At 69.9% G+C, this 21,058-nt stretch carries 16 protein-coding genes; all 16 read left to right on the top strand.

From position 1 onward, the window contains the following. Positions 1-669: 669 nt before the first annotated feature. Genes ACFYTE_RS28015 through ACFYTE_RS27940 form a run of 16 tightly spaced genes read left to right on the top strand, consistent with a single transcriptional unit; the run spans position 670 to position 21,035 of the window. On the top strand, positions 670-1,389 hold the full coding sequence (locus ACFYTE_RS28015; protein WP_388715991.1) for a thioesterase II family protein: 720 nt from the start codon (positions 670-672) through the stop codon (positions 1,387-1,389). A gap of 28 nt (positions 1,390-1,417) precedes the next feature. Further along, the gene (locus ACFYTE_RS28010) at positions 1,418-2,245 is read left to right on the top strand and encodes an isocitrate lyase/phosphoenolpyruvate mutase family protein (protein WP_388715988.1); all 828 of its coding nucleotides are present in this window, start codon (positions 1,418-1,420) and stop codon (positions 2,243-2,245) included. Next, the gene (locus ACFYTE_RS28005; RefSeq protein ID WP_388715985.1) at positions 2,242-3,129 is read left to right on the top strand and encodes a 3-oxoacyl-ACP synthase; all 888 of its coding nucleotides are present in this window, start codon (positions 2,242-2,244) and stop codon (positions 3,127-3,129) included. The genes ACFYTE_RS28010 and ACFYTE_RS28005 overlap by 4 nt, the downstream gene beginning before the upstream one ends. A gap of 36 nt (positions 3,130-3,165) precedes the next feature. Continuing rightward, a complete protein-coding gene (locus ACFYTE_RS28000; protein ID WP_388715982.1) occupies positions 3,166-5,337 on the top strand; it encodes an iron-containing redox enzyme family protein in 2,172 nt (723 codons plus the stop codon). Next, a complete protein-coding gene (locus ACFYTE_RS27995; RefSeq protein WP_388715979.1) occupies positions 5,337-6,518 on the top strand; it encodes an acyl-CoA dehydrogenase family protein in 1,182 nt (393 codons plus the stop codon). The genes ACFYTE_RS28000 and ACFYTE_RS27995 overlap by 1 nt, the downstream gene beginning before the upstream one ends. Beyond that, positions 6,515-7,621, top strand: a complete 1,107-nt coding sequence (locus ACFYTE_RS27990) for a cytochrome P450 (RefSeq protein WP_388715976.1) — start codon at positions 6,515-6,517, stop codon at positions 7,619-7,621. Before ACFYTE_RS27995 ends, ACFYTE_RS27990 begins: the two co-directional genes overlap by 4 nt. Next, entirely contained in the window at positions 7,618-8,646 is a 1,029-nt protein-coding gene (locus ACFYTE_RS27985; protein WP_388715973.1) for a saccharopine dehydrogenase, read from the top strand. Before ACFYTE_RS27990 ends, ACFYTE_RS27985 begins: the two co-directional genes overlap by 4 nt. Then, a complete protein-coding gene (locus tag ACFYTE_RS27980; protein ID WP_388715971.1) occupies positions 8,639-9,766 on the top strand; it encodes a saccharopine dehydrogenase C-terminal domain-containing protein in 1,128 nt (375 codons plus the stop codon). The genes ACFYTE_RS27985 and ACFYTE_RS27980 overlap by 8 nt, the downstream gene beginning before the upstream one ends. After that, a complete protein-coding gene (locus tag ACFYTE_RS27975) occupies positions 9,763-11,067 on the top strand; it encodes a lysine N(6)-hydroxylase/L-ornithine N(5)-oxygenase family protein (RefSeq protein ID WP_388715970.1) in 1,305 nt (434 codons plus the stop codon). The genes ACFYTE_RS27980 and ACFYTE_RS27975 overlap by 4 nt, the downstream gene beginning before the upstream one ends. A gap of 1 nt (position 11,068) precedes the next feature. Next, positions 11,069-12,136, top strand: coding sequence for an NAD(P)/FAD-dependent oxidoreductase (locus ACFYTE_RS27970; protein WP_388715967.1), 1,068 nt, complete (start codon positions 11,069-11,071; stop codon positions 12,134-12,136). Then, positions 12,133-14,367: a class I tRNA ligase family protein gene (locus ACFYTE_RS27965; protein ID WP_388715964.1), complete on the top strand. Its 2,235-nt coding sequence runs from the start codon at positions 12,133-12,135 to the stop codon at positions 14,365-14,367. Before ACFYTE_RS27970 ends, ACFYTE_RS27965 begins: the two co-directional genes overlap by 4 nt. Continuing rightward, positions 14,364-17,666, top strand: coding sequence for an amino acid adenylation domain-containing protein (locus ACFYTE_RS27960; protein WP_388715961.1), 3,303 nt, complete (start codon positions 14,364-14,366; stop codon positions 17,664-17,666). Before ACFYTE_RS27965 ends, ACFYTE_RS27960 begins: the two co-directional genes overlap by 4 nt. Next, entirely contained in the window at positions 17,663-19,162 is a 1,500-nt protein-coding gene (locus ACFYTE_RS27955; RefSeq protein ID WP_388715959.1) for an AMP-binding protein, read from the top strand. The genes ACFYTE_RS27960 and ACFYTE_RS27955 overlap by 4 nt, the downstream gene beginning before the upstream one ends. Next, positions 19,155-19,412 carry an acyl carrier protein gene (locus tag ACFYTE_RS27950; RefSeq protein WP_388715956.1) on the top strand — a complete coding sequence of 86 codons (258 nt, stop codon included), beginning with the start codon at positions 19,155-19,157 and terminating at the stop codon, positions 19,410-19,412. Before ACFYTE_RS27955 ends, ACFYTE_RS27950 begins: the two co-directional genes overlap by 8 nt. Position 19,413: 1 nt before the next feature. Beyond that, complete coding sequence (locus ACFYTE_RS27945; protein WP_388715953.1) at positions 19,414-20,010, top strand: GNAT family N-acetyltransferase; 597 nt, start codon at positions 19,414-19,416, stop codon at positions 20,008-20,010. Next, complete coding sequence (locus tag ACFYTE_RS27940) at positions 20,007-21,035, top strand: C45 family autoproteolytic acyltransferase/hydolase (protein WP_388715950.1); 1,029 nt, start codon at positions 20,007-20,009, stop codon at positions 21,033-21,035. Before ACFYTE_RS27945 ends, ACFYTE_RS27940 begins: the two co-directional genes overlap by 4 nt. Positions 21,036-21,058: the final 23 nt, after the last annotated feature.

Here is a 21,058-nt window from a genome sequence, read left to right as displayed (position 1 = left end):
GCGCACCCGCGGACGCGGTTCGTCGGACACACCATCCAGCCGATCCCGCAGGAACCCGGTCCGCCACCGTGTCACCGTCCTACGGTCCATTCCAGCCTGGCGGCAGCGGCCGTGTTGTTCCCGCCCGCAGCGCAAGCCGGCACAATCCGCGCCCCTTTCGGCAGACCCTGGGCCGTGGACCGCCGTTCGGCCCAGTTCTGCAACATCAGCCGCTCAGCCTCGGATGACACCAGCGGCTCCAGCCTGGTGTCGCCCCTACCGACAGGACAGCGCGCTGAAGGAGCCGCGTCAGAACACATCCCATGATCTGAAACAGAACACGACTCATGAGGCGACCGAAGACCCCAAGGCGGCCGTGCGGCGGTCGTCCGTCGCCCCCGGTGCGCGGAAATTAAGTCGATCGGCGGCCGAAATCACGCGGCCCGTTTCCTTTCGGGAATATTTGACCATGGCTTGATTTCCACTCCCAGAGCCTTCGCGAGCATCTTCGACCGTGACCGGAACTCTATGGTCCGTACTTCTTAGAATTTTAGATCAGGGCCGCTCGGTCTTGACAAGTTCTCACTGCAGCCAACAATGGAGTCCGTGTTCTGTTGATTGTCTTCGACGCTTCGCTCAGCTTGCCCGCTCTGATCACGACCCTGTTTTGTGACAGAAGGATGAAAGCCGATGGAAGCATGGTTCGACACGGCGCGCGCTGTGCCATCAGGACGGCCCCGTACCTATTGCTTTGCGCATGCAGGCGGCAGGGCGCAGGCGTTCGTCGAGTGGCAGGAGGCATTGGCCGAAGTGACCGCACTGGTCGCGGTCACTCCGCCCGAGCGCACCGGCATCGACACGGTCTGCGACCAGGCCGCCGAGCTGATCGCGGCGCAGCGCACTGAGCCATTTCTGCTGTTCGGCCACAGCCTCGGCGCGCTGATCGCCTTTGAGGTGGGTCGCAGGCTCGACGACCGCCCTGCGCACCTGATCGCTTCCGGCTGTGTCGCACCGAGTCTGCATCCGACACCGCGGATGGTCGAGGTGGCGGGGCTCGACGGGCAGGGCCTCACCGACGCGCTGGCCGTCTACGGGGGACTGCGGCCGGAGATTCTGGCCGATCCGGAGCTTCAGGAGTTCATACTTCCCGACGTCCGAGCTGATTTCAGAATGGTCGCTGAGTATCTTTATCGCCCGGCCGCCGCCTTGCCGTTCGGTGTCTCTCTGGTCAACGGCATGGACGATCCACTGGTCCGCAGTGAAGATCTGGCGGACTGGTCGCGTGAGTGCATCGGCGAGCCCGAGACTTACTGGTCCGAAGGCGGCCACTTCTATTTCGAGCAGCATCCGGAAGCGGTCACTGAAGTAATACGCCGTGCGGCGGAGGCGCTGCCGGTCGAACTTATTTAGGTTCCGGCATCGAACGAGAAAGGGAAGCATGGCCGACCAACACAGCAAGGCCGTCGCGTTTGCCGAACTGCACCGCTCAGGCAGCTTCGTAGCGCCGCATCCTTGGGACGCCGGAAGCGCGCGGATGCTGTCCGGTCATGGCTTCTCCGCACTCGCGACGACCCGTGCCGGCCTCGCCTTCGGCCTCGGCCGCCCCGACAGCCTCAGGCAAGTCAGGCGGGAAGAAGCACTGGCCAACGCACGGTCGATCGTGGAAGCGACCCACTTGCCGGTGACCGCCGATCTGGAGAGCGGGTACGGCGAGAGCCCGGAGGACGTGGCCGACACGATCCGGCGCGCCGCCGAGGTGGGGCTGGTCGGTGCGTCGATCGGGGACGCAACCGGCGAGGAGGGCAGGGCGATCCGTGACGTCTCCGAGGCGGTCGATTGCGTCGTCGCCGCGGTCGAAGCCGCCCGCGAGCAACCCTTCCCCTTCACCTTGACCGCCCGTGCCGACAACTTCTTCCACGCAAGCGCCGACCTCGACAACACCATCCGCCGGTTGCAGGCCTTCGCCGAAGCTGGTGCGGACGTGCTCTGCGCACCGGCACTGCCCAGCCTCGACGCGGTCAAGGCGGTCTGCTCCTCGCTGGACAAGCCGGTCAACGTGCTTGCCGCCGGTCCCGTCCTCGCATGCTCGGTCGCCGAGCTGGGCGCCCTCGGCGTCCGCCGGATCAGCCTCGGCCCAGCACTGCCCAGGGTCGCGCTGACCGCGATGCTCGACGCGGCGGCTGACCTCGCGGAGCCCGGCACCTTCGGTTTTCTCAAACCCGCGCTCGGCTACGCCGAATCGAACGCCCTGCTGGGCAGGTCATGACCGCCGTCTACCTCACCTCCCCCGGCTACCTGCTCGGCGAGATCGAACAGGACCACTACGAGATCCCCGGTTTCGCTGCGCGCGCTCGGGAGTGCGGTATGCAGCCCGACGCCCGGCTGTGGGGCTGGGGCAAGGTACGCCGCACCGAGAAGTCACTGGAGGAACTGGTCGTCGATACAGGGAAAACGATCACCGACTCGGCGGACGTCGATTTCCTGGTGCTGTGCTCGACACGGTTCCCCGGCGACGCCCACACCCACGGCGGGTTCATGGAGAGGATCATGAACGGCCTCGGTCTGGACTGCGCGTTCCTCGGCCTGACCCTCAACCGATGCACCAACCTGGTGAGCGGGCTCGGCGTAGCCGAGGCCTTCGTCCGGACGGGCAAGTACCGCAATGTCCTGGTGATCACTGCGGACCGCAGCACCACGGAGACCGCCCGGATAGAGAACTTCGCCCTGTTCAGTGACGGCGCAGCCGGCTGCCTGGTCACCGCGCGGCCGGGTGACTACGAGATCCTCGGCTCGGCGAGCGCGCAGGACACCCAGGCGCTGGACTGGGGCAACGAAATCAGCGCGGACCTGTCGCGGGAGGTCAACGACATCCTGCTGGCCCCGCGCGGGCTGGCCCCCGGTGACCTGGCCGGCCTGCTGCACAACAACCTGTATGTCCCGATCGTCGTGATGAAGGAACGCCTGGCCGGATTCTCACTCGCGCAACTCGACACCGCCAACACCGCCCGAATCGGCCACTGCTTCGCCGCCGACCCGCTGATCAATCTCGCCGATCGCCGCACCGAACCGGGTGGGTACTACCTGCTCGCCGCAAGCGTGCCGGGTTCCCGCACCGCCATGTTGCTGCGGAAGACCCCACCACGGCCCTGATCCGAACAGGCCCCAGGACATTGTCCGGAGGTTTCGATGCCTGCTTTCGCTCTGCCCGACACGTTCGTCGTGGCGCCCTTGTCCGCTTCTGAGTTCGACCCGTCTGCAGCCGCAGTGGCCCACGAGATGATCGCCGCAGGCCCGGAGTCCGTCTACCACCGGCTGGTCGGTGATCAGGAGTCCGAGGCCGTTTTCCTCCTCGCCCGGCATGTGCTGAACGGTTTCCTCGGCGGCGTGCGGGAGCCGACCGACCAAGACGCCGGTGCGCAGGAGGCCGACGGCATCGCCGAGCGGACCGCCCAGGTGCATCGGCAGATCAGCGGGATGCTGCAGCCGCTGCGCGAGGCCGAACCCCGGGTGCGCGACGCTGTGCTGGCTCAGCGCGCGCCGCTGGCGCTCATCGGGGGCTGCTGGCTGGACTCGGTCTCCCAGCCCGCCACCCAGCCCTCGATCGTGGTGAACCACCTGGTGCGTCACCAGTTCGTCTGGCGAGGTGAGGGCAACCCCCGGCGCGGGCTCCAACAGCTGCGCGGGCGTGCGCTGGAGGACCTGGGCGTGTTCCTGCCGGACGTCACGGCGCCGGACTTCCTGCGGCGGGCGGAAGCCCGGCCGCTCACCGCGTGGCACGGCGCCTACCACCTCAGCCTGGCCAGGCTGCCGACGACGTTCCTGCCCGAGGTGGTCGGCACGCACTATGTCGTGGCCGCGCTCGGCGTCGACGAACTTCTGCTGGGCACCCGGCCCATGGTCGTCGAAGCCGACTTGAGGGCCGCCCTCGCCGACTACCTCGCACTGGCCCCGGCATCGGTCAGGAGCAGGCTGTACGCCGCGGTCACGCGCACGCTGGCGATGGAGCTGGAGCACGTGCGCCTGCTCGCCGATGTCGCCGAATGGCATGCGGGCCTTTCACTGGACGCGCAGGTGGCGCGGATCGTGGCCAGACATGCCCCGTTTGCGGGCAAGCAGCACCGCAACGTTCGCGTCGGCGGTCGGCCGCTGACCGAACGGTTCGGCGATCCCGACTTCGACTTGGCCGCGTTCATCTGCGATTTGCGTGCGTCACCCCAGTTGAGGCCGCGTGACGGCGGGTGCCGGTTTCTGCGGGCCATCAAGTTCGGCGGTCCCATGTTCGGCATCTTCGACGAGCAGGAAGCTGCGACCTTCCAGCGGTGGGCCGAGGCGATCGCCGCAGGAAACCCACCCGGCGTTGAGCTGACCCCGAACACGGCCGGTGACGACGCGGCACACGCCCTCGCGGAGGCGATCGGCGCGCTCCCGCCCGAGGTGCGGCTGAGGGCCGCTGCCCAAAGCGACGACCGCGAGTTCCTCCACCGGCTGGTCAACATCGAGAACTTCCCCAACACCTTGGCCCTCGCACGCGCGAGGGCCGAAGAGGGGCTCGCCCGGGCCGAGATCCTTTTCGAGCACGGCGGCGACGGCGTCCTCACCGACGCGAGCTGGTTCGCGTACTCGCCCTCGGCGCTGAACGAGCGCGTCGACCGTATCTACTGGGACAAGCTGGTCAATCCGTACCGGCCGCTCACCGAGATCCCGGACCGCGACGAGGTGATCTTCGGGCAGAAGACCTTCGCGCTCGGCAGCATGATCGACGGCGCGTGGGCCCATCGCATCGGCGCGACCGGCCGCTACACCCGCCGCAGTGACGGCATGCTCTACTCGATCTACGCCGACGAGATGGGTCGCGGTGACGTCACCAAGAACCACATCACCCTGATCTACCGGGTGCTCGCAAGCATGGGCATCGAGGTGCCGCACATCCGCGACACCGCCTTCCTCGACCAGGACGAGTTGCCCGACCACCTCTACGGCTTCTCGCTGTTCCAGCTCAGCCTCGCGCTGTTCCCGGACTCGCTCTACGACGAGATCCTCGGCTACAACCTGGGCATCGAGATGTTCGGGCTCGGCACCATGCGCATGCACGAGACGCAGAAGCTGCGCCGCTACGGCTTCGACGTCGCCTACGAGGAGGCGCACCTCACGATCGACAACCTCTCCGCCGGCCACGCGCGCCAGTCGGCCGAGATCATCATCGCCTACCTGCACGACGTGGCGAAGCTGTCCGGGGCCGACGCGGTGTCGTCGCACTGGGAGCGGATCTGGCGCGGCTACGCCTCCTTCGCCTACTTCATCGAGCACGAGTTGGTGGCCGGCCTCACCCGGCACGAGTCGGCGGATGTGATCATCTGATGGCCACGGCCACGTCCCCCCACACCTTCGACACGCGCATCCTGGCGCTGCCTCTGTACGAGAATCACCACCGCGAGCTGGCTGAGCGCCTGGTGACCTGGTGCGACGAGCACCGGAATGCCCTCGTCGGCTCAGAGCGGCCGGAAGCGACTGGCCTGCGCATACTCCGCGCCCTCGGCGACGGGGGCTGGCTGGCTTTCCTCGATGGCGGCCCCGACGACTACCGCGCGCTGTGCCTGGCGCGGGAGGCACTTGCGTACGCCGGTGATCTCGCCGATTACGCATTCTCCGTTCAGGCCCTGGCAGCCACCCCGATCCGCCGCTTCGGCACCGACGACCAGCGCCGCCGGTATCTGCCGGGACTGGCCGCGGGCACCCTGTGCGGCGCCTTCGCGGTATCGGAGGAGGCGGCGGGTTCGGATGTCGCCGCGATCGGGTTGGAGGCGCGCGAGACCGAGACCGGCTGGGTGCTCAACGGCGGCAAGGCGTGGATCGCCAACGCGGGCATCGCCGAGGTGTACACGGTGATCGCGCGCACCGGCCCCGGACCGGGCGCGTTCGGGCTCACCGCCTTCCTGGTCCCGGCGGCCGTGCCCGGCCTGCGCGTCGAGCCGGTGCCGATGATCGCCCCGCGGGCGCTCGGCCATCTCGTGTTCGACGACTGCGCGCTGCCGCGAGAGGCGTTGCTCGGCAGGCGTGGCGCCGGGTTCCCGATCGCGATGGAGGTGCTGGACCGGTTCCGGATGACCGTAGGCGCCGCCGCGCTCGGCTTCGCCCGCCGGGCCGCCGATGCGGCGCTGGCCCGGGCACGGGAGCGGCCCATGCTGGGCGGGAAACTGTTCGACCTGCCCACCGTGCGCGCCACCTTCGCCGACATGGAGGTCAAGCTGGACGCGGCCGCGCTGCTGGTGGCCCGGTCGGCCTGGGAGATCGACCAGGGCGGCTGCCGCTACGCCCGGCACTCCTCGGTGGCCAAGCTCTACGCCACCGAGGCCGCGCAGCAGATCGTGGACAGCGCAGTGCAGATCTTCGGTGCGGCCGGGCTGGTCCACGACAGCCTGCTGGAGCGGCTGTACCGGCAGATCCGGTCGCTGCGGATCTACGAAGGCTCCTCGGAAGTGCAGCAGGCGATCATCGCTGCGGCGATCGATCCGGACAGAACACACCGAGGGGCATCATGACGCAGCCGCTTCCCGCGACGCCGAGCACGGCGGCCACCCACCCCGACCCGTATCCGTTCTACGCCGACCTGGTGGCCGACCAGCCGTTCGGCTACGACACCGGCAGCGGGCTGTGGGTGGCGGCTGGCGCGGCGGCGGTGTCCGAGGTGCTCGCCCATCCGGCCTGCCGGGTCCGGCCGAGCACCGAGCCGGTGCCGCGCGGCATCCTCGGCACCCCGGCCGGCGACGTGTTCGGCGAGCTGGTCCGGATGACCGATGGTGCCCCGCAGGTGCGGCGCAAACGGGTCCTGCTCGGGGCGCTGAGCACGATCACTGCGGAGCAGGTCGTCGCGCTGGCCACAGAGCAGGCAGGCAAGGCGACCGACTGGACGGACCTCCAGTTCGGGGTGCCCGCACGAGTGGTGGCCACGGTGCTCGGCCTTGGCGGGGACATCCCGGCCGAGGCAGCCCGGCTCATCGGCGAGTTCGTCCGGTGCGTACCCCCATCGGCCACCGCCGAGGACCAGGCCGCCGCGGCCGCCGCGGCCGCGCGGCTGCTCGACCTGCTCGGCCCGTATCTGCGCGCCGGGAGCGGCGGCCTGATCGGCGAACTGGTCCGCCTGTCCGCCCGCGACGACCGGCCCGAGACCGCTCCGCTGCCGGCCAATGTGATCGGCTTGCTGTCGCAGACCTATGACGCCACAGCGGGGCTGGTCGGCAACACCCTGCTCGCACTGGCCCGCCACGGACAGCCCGACGATCTCGCGGCCTTCGTCGCCGAGGTGGTCCGGCATGACGCGCCCATCCAGAACACTCGCCGATCCGTGGCGACCACGACCACCATCGCCGGCCACGAAGTCCCGGCGGGTTCAACGATTTTGCTGCTGCTCGCCGCAGCCAACCGCGACCCGATGGCCAACCCCGATCCGCACGCGTTCCGCCCCGGCCGGGCGGATCCGCAGGTGTTCACCTTCGGCCAGGGTGCCCACCGGTGTCCCGGCCATGCCATGGCCGCCGCGATCACCATCGGCGCCGTCGCCGCGGCGGGCGGGTCGCCCTCGCACGAGGGCTACCGGCCCTCACCCAACGCCCGCATCCCCGTCCTGAAAGGGCAGCTCGGATGACCCGATTATGGCTCAGGCACGAGGTGCGCAGCACCGAACGGAGAGCGGCGGTGGTGCCGACCGACGCGGCGCGCCTGGTGGCCGCCGGACACCAGGTCACGGTCGAACAGTCACCGCAGCGGGTGTTCCCGATCGAGGAGTACCTGACGGCCGGCTGCAGGATCGCTCCGGCGGGCAGCTGGGTCGACGCGCCCGCGGACGCCTATGTCATCGGATTGAAGGAACTACCGGACGAACCGGCCGCGCTGCGGCACCGGCATGTGTACTTCGCTCACGCCTACAAGGGCCAGCACGGCGCCGCCGACCTACTGCGCCGCTTCACCGCCGGCGGTGGCACGCTCCTCGACCTCGAACACCTGACCAGCGAGGATGGCCGGCGGCTGGTCGCGTTCGGCTACTGGGCCGGGTACACCGGTGCCGCGCTGGCGATACTGCACCTGCGCGGCACCCTTGCGGTTCCGTTGCGGCCAGGCTCGCGCGCCGATCTCGACGTCGCACTGGCCACGCCCGGCGAGCGGCCAAGGGTGCTGGTGGTCGGCGCGCTCGGCCGCGGCGGGCGGGGCGCCCGCGACGCCTGCGCTGTCGCCGGGATCCAGCCGACCCCATGGGACATCGCGGAGACCAGCAGGTTCGACCGGCCGGCGCTGCTGGCGCATGACATTTTGGTCAACGCGGTGTTCAGCACCGGCCCGGTCACGCCCTTGCTCATCGAAGCCGATCTCGACGACCCGGCCAGCGACCTACGGGTGATCTCCGACGTGACCTGTGACGTGACCTCGGACTGCAACGTCCTGCCGGTGTACGACCAGGTCACCAGCTGGCAGGAGCCGGCCCGCGCGCTGCGCCGGGGTGAGCGCCCGGTGCACATCATCGCCATCGACAACCTGCCGTCGCTGCTGCCGTGGGAAGCCAGCGCGGCGTTCTCGGCGGAACTCGGCAGGTACCTGCTCGACCTGGACTCGGCGCCGTGGCAGCGAGCGGCCCGGCGGTTCCATACAGCGGTGAAGGAGAACGTCCATGCCTAGGGTGCACTGGGTCGGTACCGGACTGTCCACCGGCGGCGGCGTCCGGCTGCTCGCCGAACAGGCCGATGTCGCGCTCTACGGGCGGACCAAGGCCAAGGCCGAGGCCGTCGTGGGCCGGCTCGGGCTGGCCGGCGAGGTGACTGCCGCGGCACTCGACACGCTGGCCCCGGAGCGCGGTGACGTGGTCGTGTCGATGCTGCCGGCGACCGAACACGCCTGGCTGCTCAAGCTCAGCATGGCCGCGGGGGCCCATTTCGCGGACACCAGCTATGCCGGCGCTGAGATCGCCGAGTTGGCCGAGGGCGCGGACGTCGTCGTGCTGACCGAAGCGGGTCTCGATCCCGGCATCGACCACCTGCTCGCGACCGATCTGGTGGCCCGCGGCCGAGCCGCAGTCAGCGGGCCGGCGAGAGCGAGGTTCACCTCCTACTGCGGCGGGATTCCGGCCGTGCCCAACGACTTCCGCTACCGGTTCAGCTGGGCGCCGCGCGGCGTGCTGACCGCGTTGCTCTCATCGGCGCGCTATGTCGAGCGCGGCAGCGAGTCGACTGCGGACCGTCCCTGGGAGGCGACCCGGCCGCACCTGGTGCGCGGCGAGGAGTTCGAGGCGTACCCGAACCGCGACAGCATCCCCTTCATCGCCCGGTACGGCGTACCGGGGCTGTGGTCGCTGGACACCTTCATCCGCGGCACCCTCCGGCTCCACGGCTGGCAGGCCGCATGGCAGCAGGTGTTCGCCGAGTTGCGCACCGGCGACTTGGACCGGATCACCGAGTTGGCCGAGGACCTCGCGCAGCGGTACCCGACCACCGGTGCCGACCGGGACCGGGTGGTGCTGGCCGTCGCACTCGCCGTCGAGGGGGAGGACGCCACGGCGTGGTCCGGGGAGTACGTAGTCGACGTCACCGGCGACGAGGAGGACAGTGCGATGGCTCGGCTCGTGTCGACGCCGCTGGCGGTCGGTGTCGGGGAGATCCTCTCCGGGCGCCTGCCCGCCGGGCTGCACCGTGGGGCCGAAGGCGCGTACGCGGCCCGCCGCTGGCTGGGCTCCCTGCGCTCCAGCGGGATCACCGCCGAATTCACGGAGTCCTCGACCGGACCTAGGGGCGTCGAAAAATGACCGACGAGAACCACTTCGGTGTGCTCGGTATCGGTGTCGGACCGGCCAATCTCAGCCTGGCCGCGCTGCTGTACCCACACCGGGATCTGCCCAGCCTGTTCCTCGATCGCAAGGAAGCCTTCGGCTGGCACGACGGCCAGCAGATCCCTGGCACCACACTGCAGGTGTCGACGTTGAAGGACCTGGTCAGCCTGGCCGATCCGACCAGCAAGTTCTCGTTCCTGAATTACCTGTACGACCAGGGGCGGATCTATCACTTCATCAATGCCCGGTTCGACGCCGTGCCGCGGCAGGAGTTCCGCAACTACCTGGAATGGGCGAGCTGGCGCATGAAGAACGTCGTGTTCGGCGAGGAAGTGCAATCGGTCGATTTCGACGGCGTGTTCAAGGTGCGCACCGACGAGCGGGTGCTCACCGCGGACAACATCGCCGTAGGTGTCGGCAGCCGGCCGTGGATTCCGCCGGCCGGACAGGGCTGGCATTCGCGTAGCCAGTTCCATGTGTGCGACTTCGTCGACAAGGCCGTCCACCTTGAGGGCAAGCGCGTCGTGGTGGTGGGTGGCGGGCAGTCGGGCGCCGAGGCGTTCCTCGACCTCATCTCCCGTGAAGGCAGCAAACTGCCCAGCCGGGTGTCGTGGTTCTCCCGGCGACGCAACTTCCTGCCGATCGACGACTCACCGTTCACCAACGACTTCTACATGCCGTGCTATTCGGAGTACTTCTACGGCCTGGAGCGAGCGACCCGTGAGCGGCTGAACCAGGAGAACGTCCTGTCCAGCGACGGCATCTCCGAGCCGACGCTGCGTGCGATCTATCAGCGGACCTATCACCACCGGTTCATCGCGCGCTCGCCCGGCCTGATCAGGCTGTACCCGAACCGGGAGATCACGGGCGTGGCCAAGGCCGGTGCGGGGTGGGAGTTGACCGTGGTCAACAACGACCGGCCCGACGAGCCCCAGCGTGTGACGACCGACGTGATCATCTGGTCGACCGGCTTCCGCACCGGGTTGCTGGACCTGCTCGCCCCCCTGGCGGACCGGCTCCACTGCGATGGCGGCGAGTACCGGGTGGACCGGGACTTCGCGGTGCGCTGGGACGGCCCGGCGGACCGCAACGTCTTCATCCAGAACGGGACTCCCGCCCAGCGTGGCCTCGCAGACAAGAACTTGAGCCTGCTGGCGTGGCGCAGCCAGCGCATCGTCGACCGCCTGCGCGGCGTACAGCGGGAAGAGCAGCTCTCCTCGTTCGTCGAGTGGGCGGACGAGGACATCGAGGACGGCGAGCCGCGAGGGAGGGTGTGACATGGGCCTGGGCACGGTCGCGGTGATCGGCGGCGGCATCATCGGCTGCCTGGTGGCCCGGCGGATCGTCCACGATCATCCGGCGAGCACGGTGCTGCTTCTTGACCGGGACGCGGTTGGCTGCGGCGCCAGCAGACGCTCGGCCGGACTGCACTTCCCGCGTGGTGCGAGCGAGCGGGTGCGCCGGATGTCGGCCTACAGCCAGGAGTTCTACGAGAAGCTCAAGGCCGACCGGCCCACCGTGCCGATCCATCCGGTCGGCATGTCGATGGTCTCGCAGACCGACAGAGCCGAGCTGGAGAAGATCTACATCGATCCGGTCCGCCGTGACGACGCCCCCGCCGTGCTGGACGCCTGCGGCGCCGAGGTCCGCGTGCCGCCGCGCGCGTCGGTGTGGGACGTCAGGAGCGCGCACCATGCCGATGTGCACCGTCTGGTCCAGGAGCTGGTCACCGACCTGCGCCCGCGCGTCCACGTGCGTGAGGGAGTCCGCGTCACCGGGCTGGAACCGGGTGGCCTCGGTGTGCGGCTTTCGCTCGGCACGGGCGAGCGGCTCACCGTCGACCGGGTGGTGCTTGCGCCGGGACCGTGGCTGAGCGAGCCCGCATGGGCCGATCCGGTCGCGCCGCTGGGAGCGCGCGTCAAGAAGATCGTCGCCCTGCACATCGACCACCCCGCGGGCGAGGCCGACCGGGCGGTCGTCTTCCACGACGAGGACGCCTTCCTGCTTCCCCTGGCCTACCGGGGGCACTGGCTGTTCAGCTACACCTGCCAGGACTGGGATGTCGACCCCGACCGAGTCGGCGCCGATCTCGACGCGCACGACGTGGAGCAGGCCCGCGCATCCCTGAGCCGTTACGTGCCCCTGCTCGCGTCACGCTGCACGGCCGGGCGCGTCTTCTGCGATGCCTACAGCGTCTCCCGGCAACCGCTGCTGTGCCGACTCGACCCGGACGGCCGGGTGGTGTTCGCGGGGGCGGCGGGCGGATCCGGTTACCGCCTTGCCCCGGCCATCGCGGCTGAGGCAGTCCAACTGTTGGACCCGAGCGTGAAAGGGAACCTGCGATGAGAATCGACACCTTCGACCCCGCGACGCTCAGCGATGCCTTCGGAATCGACATGAGCACGATCGACCTGCCCGGTGTCGTCGGGCTGGGCGCAGGCTGGGGCCGGGTGGCGCCGGGCAGGCGCTCCGACCCGCACCAGCACGACGAGATCGAGATGTTCGTCATCGTGTCGGGCAGCGGCGAGGTCGTGGTGGACGGCGCGCGGCATCCGGTCGGACCGGGCACGGTCGTCAAGTTCGACCCGTTCGAGACACATGTGATCGACAACACCGGTGACACCGATGTCGTCTTCGTGACGTGTTACTGGCGTGAGCCCCGGCACGCTGAGGAGGTGGCCGCGCGTCCCGGCCGACGGCGCTTCGCGGAGCGGCCGGTGTTCGTCTTCTCCACCCCGCCGACCCCCAACGGGGACCTGCACCTCGGGCACCTGTCCGGGCCGTATCTCGGCGCGGACGCGTTCGTCCGGTTCCAGCGGATGAACGGGGCGCAGGCCTGGCACCTGACCGGCAGCGACGACTACCAGAGCTACGTGGTCGCCAAGGCGGCGCAGGAGCAGAGCACGCCGGAGCAGGTCGCCTCGCACTACGGCGCCGAGATCACCAGGACGCTGGAGCTGATGGACATCCGGCCCGACCAGTTCACGGTGACAAGCGCGGACGCAGGATATCGCGAGGGCCTGCGCGACTTCTTCGCCGCAGTGGAGGCGTCGGGCCAGGTGGCCCGGCGCGAACTGCCCGCGCTGTTCGACGCGGAGACCGGCCGGTACCTCTACGAGGTCAATGTGTCCGGCATCTGCCCGTCCTGCGCGGCCGCCACCAACGGCAACATCTGCGAGGAGTGCGGCGAGCCCAATATCGTCGCCGACCTCATCGAGGCGCGCAGCCGGATCTCCGACTCGGTGCGGGTGGGCGGACTGGTCCGGCACGCCCTGCCGCTGCACGAGTTCCGCGAGGTCGTCACCCGGCATCACCGGCTCGGCCGGGTCCCCGCCCGGCTGCGCGAGCTGGCCGAGCGGGTGTTTGCGCGGGAGACCCTGGACCTGCCGCTGAGTCACCCTGCGCAGTGGGGCGTCGCCCCGCGCGGAGCCGACGACCAGGTGATCTGGGTGTGGCCGGAGATGTCGTACGGCTTCCTGCACGGCATCGCGCGGCTCGGCGCCCGGATCGGCGAGATGTGGCAGGCGGACAAGCCGGAGCAGGACTGGAAGATCGTCCACTTCTTCGGCTACGACAACAGCTTCTACCACGCGATCCTCTACCCGGTGCTGTATCGGCTGGCGTTCCCGCACTGGGAGCCCGACATCGACTACCACGTCAACGAGTTCTATCTGCTGGACAACCAGAAGTTCTCCACCAGCCGGCAGCACGCGGTGTGGGGCAAGGACATCCTGTCCCCAAAGACGGTGGACGCGGTGCGGTTCTACCTGTCCCGCACCCGCCCGGAGGGCGAGCGCACCAACTTCGAGCGGGAGGCCTACACCGCGACCGTGCGCGAGGTGCTGATCGACGGCTGGCAGGGCTGGCTCGACGATCTCGGCCGCCGACTGAACACACGGTACGGCGGCGTGGTGCCGGACGCCGGAATCTGGACCCCCGAGCACACCGCGTTCCATGCCCGGCTCGGCAGGCGGCTGGCGGCCGTGACCGCACACCTCGGACAGGACGGGTTCTCCCTGCGGGCGGCCACCGCCGAACTGGAGGGCATCGTCACCGACGCGCGTGCCTTCGCCGCGCGCGAGGAGGTACTCGCCGACGCGTCCGGGTGGCAGTCGGAGCGTCGCACGGCGATCGCGATGGAACTGGCGGCGGCTCGGTTGCTGTCCCGGGTCGCCACACCGGTCATGCCGCGCTTCGCCGCGCGTCTTGCCGCTCTGCTCGGCGAGAGCGAGCCGACCTGGCCGTCCACCGTGGACCTGGTGCCGGCCGGGACCGGGCTGGACCTGACCGGGCAGGTGTTCTTCGTCGCCGAGCCGGCACCTCCCGCACCGCCGGACGCCGCACCCGAACCCCTGCCCTGGCTCGCCGACCTGGTCCGGAGCACGCTCGGCCTGCCGGCGCAGGCGGTGGTGGCCGACAAGACGCTGCGGGAGCTAGGCGCGTCGTCGTTGCAGGCGGTCGCGGTGCAGTACCAGATTCTGGAGCGGCTGGATCTCGACATACCGATGGCGGATCTGCTCTCCGAGCGGAACATTGCCGCGCTGAGCCGGGAGTTGGCCGAGGCGGTGGCCCGATGACCGGCTATCAGTCGCTGTTGGAGGAGATCGGTGCCCGCGGTCTGAGCATCGTCGCCGTCGGCCCGGACCTGCGTCTGCAGGGACCGCGCGAGCGCGTGGACGCCGACCTCGTCGGCCGGATCAAGGCCGTCAAGGCCGAACTGCTCGCCCATCTCACCGCGGACCCCGGGTTCGCGCTGACCCCGTTGCAGCGAAGCTATCTCGCGGGCCGGGACGAGGTGTTCGAGCTGGGCAACGTGGCCAGCTACGTCTACCACGAGATCGAGGGCCACTGGGATATCGACCGGCTCCAGGCCGCGCTCAACGCTGTGGTCGCCCGGCACGACTGCCTGCGTTCCCGGTTCACGCCGACGCAGTCCCAGGTCCGGCAGCCGCAGGTGCACGTCCGGATCGACCGGGCCGACCTGCGGGACGACGACGGCACCGGGCTGGCCGCGCAACGCGCGCGCTGGACGCACCGGATGCTGCCGACGGCCCATCCGCCGTTGCTGGCGGCCGAGGTCTCGCTTCTGGCCGGGGACCGGATGGTGCTGCACGTCGGTCACGACGGCCTGGTCATGGACGGGATCAGCATGTTCCTGTTCTTCCGCGAGTGGTGGGCGCATTACGAGCGGGAACAGCCACCGGCGGATGAGGAAGCCTCCTTCGAGTCCTATGTGGCCGCGCTGGAGGCCGCCCGCAGCCGCAAGCCCTACGCCCGCGCCAAGGCGTACTGGCTGGAGCGGCTGGACGGCGGCACCCTGTGGGGCCACCCGGAGCTGCCGCTGGTCAAGAACCCCTCCGCGATAGCGACGCCACGCTTCACCCAGCGCGTCGTCCGGGTGCCGGCGCCGCGGTGGGCGGTGCTGAAGGAGCACGCCGCCGCGGTCGGCGTCACCCCGTCCGGACTGCTGTTCGCCGCCTACGCCGAGACCCTCGCGTGCTGGGGTGCCGGCCCTCGGTTCACCCTGACCACCACGGTGGCCAACCGGCCGCCTGTCCACCCCCGCACCCTGCAGTCGATCGGGCAGTACAGCGATCCGATTCTCGTCTCGGTCGAGCTGGACCGCGGTGTGACCTTCGCCGAACGGGCCAAAGCGGTGCAGGAGCGGCTGCGCACCGACCTGGACAACCGGCACTTCTCCGGCATCGAGGTGCTGCGGGAACTCGGCCGGCGCAGCGGCGGGCAGCCGCGCATGCCCTTCACCTTCAACAGCGCCATCGGCTATCCGCTCGCGGAGGCGGACGGCTCCGCGCTGGAGCTGTTCGGACCCGAGGTGCACACCGTCTCCCAGACGCCGCAGACCTGGCTCAACGTGTTCGCCATGGAACAGCACGGCGGTGTCGTCGTCCAGCTCGACGGCGTCGACGAACTGTTCCCGCCCGGCCTGCTGGACGACATGGCACAGGGGTATCAGCGTCTGCTCGACCTGCTTGCCGACGACGGTGAGTGGAACAGCCACTGGTTCGACCTGCTGCCCGACGAGCAGCGCGCGCGCAGGCGCGCCGCCAACGACACCGACCGGCCGCTGCCGCAGCAGTTGCTTCACCAGCCGTTCGAGACCCAGGCGCGCCGCACTCCGCAGGCGCCGGCGGTGATCACCTCGGCCGGTGAACTGAGCTATGCCGAGCTGTACCGCAGGGCCCGCGCTGCGGCGGCCTGGCTGCGCGCCAACGGGGTCGGACGCGATGAACTCGTCGGCCTGGTCATGACCCGGGGGCCCGAGCAGATCGTCGGGATCATGGCCACGCTGCTGGCGGGTGCGGCCTATCTGCCGGTCGACGCGGACCTGCCCGCCCGCCGACAGCAGGAATTGCTCGACGCCGGCGAAGTACGGTGCGTGCTCACCAACTCCGGTCGGAGCGCCCCTACGGGCTCGGGCAGGGTGCTGGCGCTGGACAGCGACGCCGCAGCCGACGGCGGGCCGGAGCCGACCCCGGTCGCCGGGGCGCATCCCGACGACCTCGCCTATGTGCTGCCCACCTCGGGCACGGCCGGCACGCCGAAGGGTGTCATGGTCAGCCACCGCAGCGTGGCCAACGTCGTCGCAGACTGCACCCGCCGCTTCGGCATCGGTCCGCGCGACCGGTTGTTCGCGGTCAGTGCGTTCAGCTTCGATCTGTCGGTCTACGACGTGTTCGGCGCGCTGTCCGTCGGTGCCGCGCTAGTGCTGCCCGACCACGACAAGGCCGCCGACCCGGCGCACTGGCTTGAGATGTGCGAGCGCGCTGGGGTCACGGTGTGGAACTCGGTGCCACAGATCGTGGCGCTGCTGCACGACCAGGCACGCGCGGAAGGGCTCTCCCCGCTCGCCGGCCTGCGGCTGGTGATGATGAGCGGCGACCGGATCCCCCCGGAACTCCCGGCGGCGCTGCGAGCGAGCCTGCCCCGGCTCGATGTGGTAGCGCTCGGCGGCCCCACCGAGACGACGGTCTGGAACGTCGTCCACCCGATCGGTCCGGACGACGACGGCTCGCAGCGGATCCCGTACGGGCGGCCCAACGACAACAACAAGGCGTACGTGCTCGACGAGGACGGCGTGGACCTGCCGGACTGGGTTCCCGGCGAGATCTTCGCCTCGGGAGCCGGCCTGGCCCGCGGGTACTGGAAGGACGAGCAGGCGACCGGCGAGAAGTTCTGCTACGACCGACGACGAGGCGTACGGCTGTACCGCACCGGCGACCGCGGGCGCTACCTGGGGTCCGGGGAGATCGACATCCTGGGCCGGACGGACTTCCAGATCAAGCTCAACGGCTACCGCATCGAACCGGAAGAGATAGAGACACGACTGGTCACGCTGCCCGGCGTGGCGCAGGCGGTGGTGGTCCGCCGACCGGGTAGCCGAGGCGACCTGCTGGTCGCGCACCTGGTGCCGGGCGAACGGGACCAGCCGGCGTCCGACGGCGAGCGGCGGCGCCTGGAGGAGGAACTGCGCTCGGCGCTGCGCGAGCAGCTGCCGGAGTACATGGTTCCGTCCGCCGTGGTGTGGCACGACAGCCTGCCGCTGACCGCGAACGGCAAGATCGACCGGTCGCGGCTGGCCGCGGACGACGTGCCTCAGGCCGAGCCCACCCCGTCCGGCGACGCCGCACTGGCAGAAGGCATCGAGCGGGAGCTGGCAGAGCTGTGGGCGAGTGTGCTCAAGCTGCCCGACGTGGACGCGCTGACCCCGCTGACCGATCTCGGCGCCGACTCGCTCGCCGCGGCGCGCATCCTGGTCGGGGTGCGCAAGCGGTACAAGGTCACCATCCCGTTGTCGGAGCTGGTCCGGGTGAACACGGTGCGGGCGATGGCCGAGCGGATCGGACGGGCCGCATGAGCGTGATCAACCGGGTCATCGGTGGTCCGCCGCGGCCGGGCAACCGCTTGGCCGTGGCCCGGCTGGGCGCGACCGAGGCGTGGGATCTCACCGAGGTCTGGGAGATGTCGGGCCGGGTCGCCGCGTACCTGCTCGGTCTCGGCGTCCGGCCAGGTGACCGGATCGGCATAGTCGCGGCGAACTCGCTGGAGTGGGTGCTGCTCGATCTGGCGGCGCTGCGGATCAAGGCGGTGACCGCGGGATTCGACCCCGGCAAGTTCGATGCGACCGGGGCTCAGCTCATCGCCCGCTACGGCCTCACGGTTCTGTTCACCGACCAGGACGAGACAGCCGAACGGGTGCGCCCGATCACCGCCCTGCGCGGGCTCCCACCCTCGGACACCGACCTGCCGACGACGCCGTGGAAACCCGGCGAGGCACCCGCGCTGAAGTTCACCTCGGGCAGCAGCGGCCCGGCCAAGTCGCTGCTGGCCAGCGCGGGAAGCATCGACAGCTCGCTCGCTGCGGTGCAGGACATGTTCGCGCACGGCCCCGGCGACGACCTCTTCGTCTTCCTGCCGCTGTCCCTGCTCCAGCAGCGGTACTGGGTGTACTCGGCGCTCGTGTTCGGCCACGACGTCACGATCAGCACCTACGAAGCCGCGTTCGCCACTCTGCGCACGGCACGGCCGACGGTGGTGATGGGCGTGCCCGGCTTCTACGAGACGACGCGCGCTCACCTGCAGGCCAGGGCCGCCCGAACCGGGGCCTCCCCGGCCGAGGCGGCCGCCGAGGTCTTCGGAGGCCGGATCCGCTACCTGTGGACGGGCTCCGCGCCCGCGAACCCGGCCACGCTGCGGTACTTCGCCGATGCCGGCCTGCCGGTCTTCGAAGGCTATGGGCTCAACGAAACCTGCATCGTGGCCAAGAACCACCCCGGCGCGTACCGGCCCGGCAGCGTCGGCCGGGTGCTGCCGGGAAAGGAGGTACTCATCGACTCCGACGGAGTGATCAACGTCCGCAGCGAGCTGCCCGTGGCCACCCGTTACGAGCACGCGGAGCCGGGCGACTCGGAGAAGATGTTCCGGCCCGGCGGTATCGTGCGCACGGGTGACCTCGGCCATCTCGACCAAGACGGCTACCTGTTCGTGCACGGCCGCGCCGACGACGTGATCGTGCTGGAGAACGGCAAGAAGATCGCCGTACGGCGGATCGAGGAACGTCTCAAGGTCTGTCCGGCGATCGAGGACTGCCTGGTGACCAACCCGTCGCAGCGGCAGCTCGTCGCCATCGTCTCGCCCGCGGTGCACCCGGCGGACCCCGAGCTGATCGCGGCGGCGCTGCGGCAGGCCAACGCCGCCCTCGACCACGACGAACAGATCGCCAAGGCCATCCTGGCGGACCGGTTCACCGTCGACAACGGGCTGCTCAGCTCCCAGTTCAAACCCCGTCGCAAGCAGATCGAGGCACGCTACCGCAGCCTCGTCATCGACCCCGAGGAGGGAATCCGTGCCTGACGCCATCGAATGGGCGGCCCGCGCCGCACTGGCCGAGGTCCTGCCGCAGGACCTGCCGCCGGAGGCCATCGATTCCGACGCGGACCTCGACCACCTCGGCCTCACCTCGCTGAACAAGGTGCTGTTCCTGACATCGGTGTGCGACCGGGTCCAGGTCGGACTGCACCACTTCACCGAACACGACCTCGCCGCGATGCGCACGCTCGGGCAGGTCGTCAGCGCGCTCTCCCGGCATGCCGAGGTGAGCTGAGATGAGCTGGCACGAGCGCGCCGCGACCGTCCTGGACGACGACGTCGTCCGCTTGCGGCCGATCACCGAGTCCGACCGGGAGGGGATCCGCTCGGTGGCCATGGATCCGGCCATCTGGCGCTACTTCGTGGCGCTGGTCACCGACGAAGCGTCCTTCAAGGCCTTCTTCGACACGATGATCGCCGATCAGGCATCCGGCCGACGGGTCGTCTTCCACATCACCGACCTCGCCACCGGCCGCACCGCCGGGTCGATGAGCTACGGAAACCTGTCCGAACCGGACCGGCGGCTGGAGATCGGCTGGTCCTGGCTCGGCCAGGACTTCCGCGGCGCAGGGGTCAACCGCCACGCCAAGCTGCTGCTGCTGCACAACGCCTTCGAGCGGCTCGGCGCCGAGCGCGTGGAGTTCAAGACCGACCGGCGCAACGAGCAGGCCCGCCGCGCCCTGCGCAACATCGGCGCAACCGAGGAAGGCATCCTGCGCAGCTTCAACCCGATGCCGGACGGCACTCGCCGCGACGCCGTCTACTACAGCATCCTCAAGCCCGAATGGCCCTCGGTACGCGACCGGCTCACGGCCATGGCGGACGCGCGGTGACACCGCCCTTCGCAGTGGCGCATGTCGTCGCTGACGGCGAACCGTACGACATCGGCTTCGCGCACGGCACCGCCCTCAAGGAGCGGCTACGCGCCTTCCTCGACGACGGCGTCGCGCGCCTCAACCACCTGCTGCCCGCTGCCGTGTCGATCGCCGGCCTGTCCGGCGACATCGCCGCTCACCGGGCGGAGATCACCCGGTCGACGCCCCGGCTGGCCGACGAGATCGCCGGACTGGCGGCCGGCGCCGCGCTGACCCTGGACGAGGCCACCCTGCTGCAACTGCGCCGCGAGATCGCGGGATACCAGCGGATCCCCAGCCGAGGCGACTGCACCGTCTACGCCCGGCCGGGCGTGCTGGCCCAGACCGTGGACCTCAACGGGAATCTGGACGACCAGATCGCGGTCCTCGAAGTCGGCCGCGGCGACCGCAGGGCCCTCGTGCTGAGCTTCGCCGGACTGCTCGGCTATCTCGGCGTCAACTCCCGCGGCCTCGCGGTCGGTCTGAACCTGGTCCTCGGCGGGCATTGGGGTCCGGGCGTACCGCCGTATCTGGTCATTCGCCACCTCCTCGACACCGCGACCTCGGTGGAGTCGGCGGTCGCCGCGCTGCGGTCGCTGCCCTTCGCCAGTTCCCGCACGATCGTGCTCGCCGACGCCGTCGAAACCGCCTGCGTGGAGGTGATCGGCGACCAGTACCGGGTGATGGCGGCGCGTGAATCGGTGCACACCAACCATTTCCTCGCTCCGGACTTCATCAGCCGGGACGAGCTGAACGTCTTCGCGCGCAACTCCTCGCTGCATCGGCTCCGGACGGCCGAGTCCGGTCTGCAAGGCCTGCCCGCGGACGCGGCGCCCGATGAGCATTTCGCGGTGCTGTCGCAGCCGCCGATCTGCGTCGCCGACGACGGTGACATCCGCCGGGAGCGCACCGTCGCCGCAGTCGTCCTCGATACGAAGAACGGAACGCTGCACCTGCGGCCGGGCGATCCCCGGCTGTCGAGAACCCGGTCCTTCACCCTCTGATCCGTTTCACCGGTCCGAACTGG

Origin of the sequence: Streptomyces sp. NPDC004629, from assembly GCF_042873595.1 — a bacterium.
In the GTDB taxonomy this organism is placed as follows: Bacteria; Actinomycetota; Actinomycetes; order Streptomycetales; family Streptomycetaceae; genus Streptomyces.
This window is presented reverse-complemented; position numbering and strand designations above follow the sequence as displayed.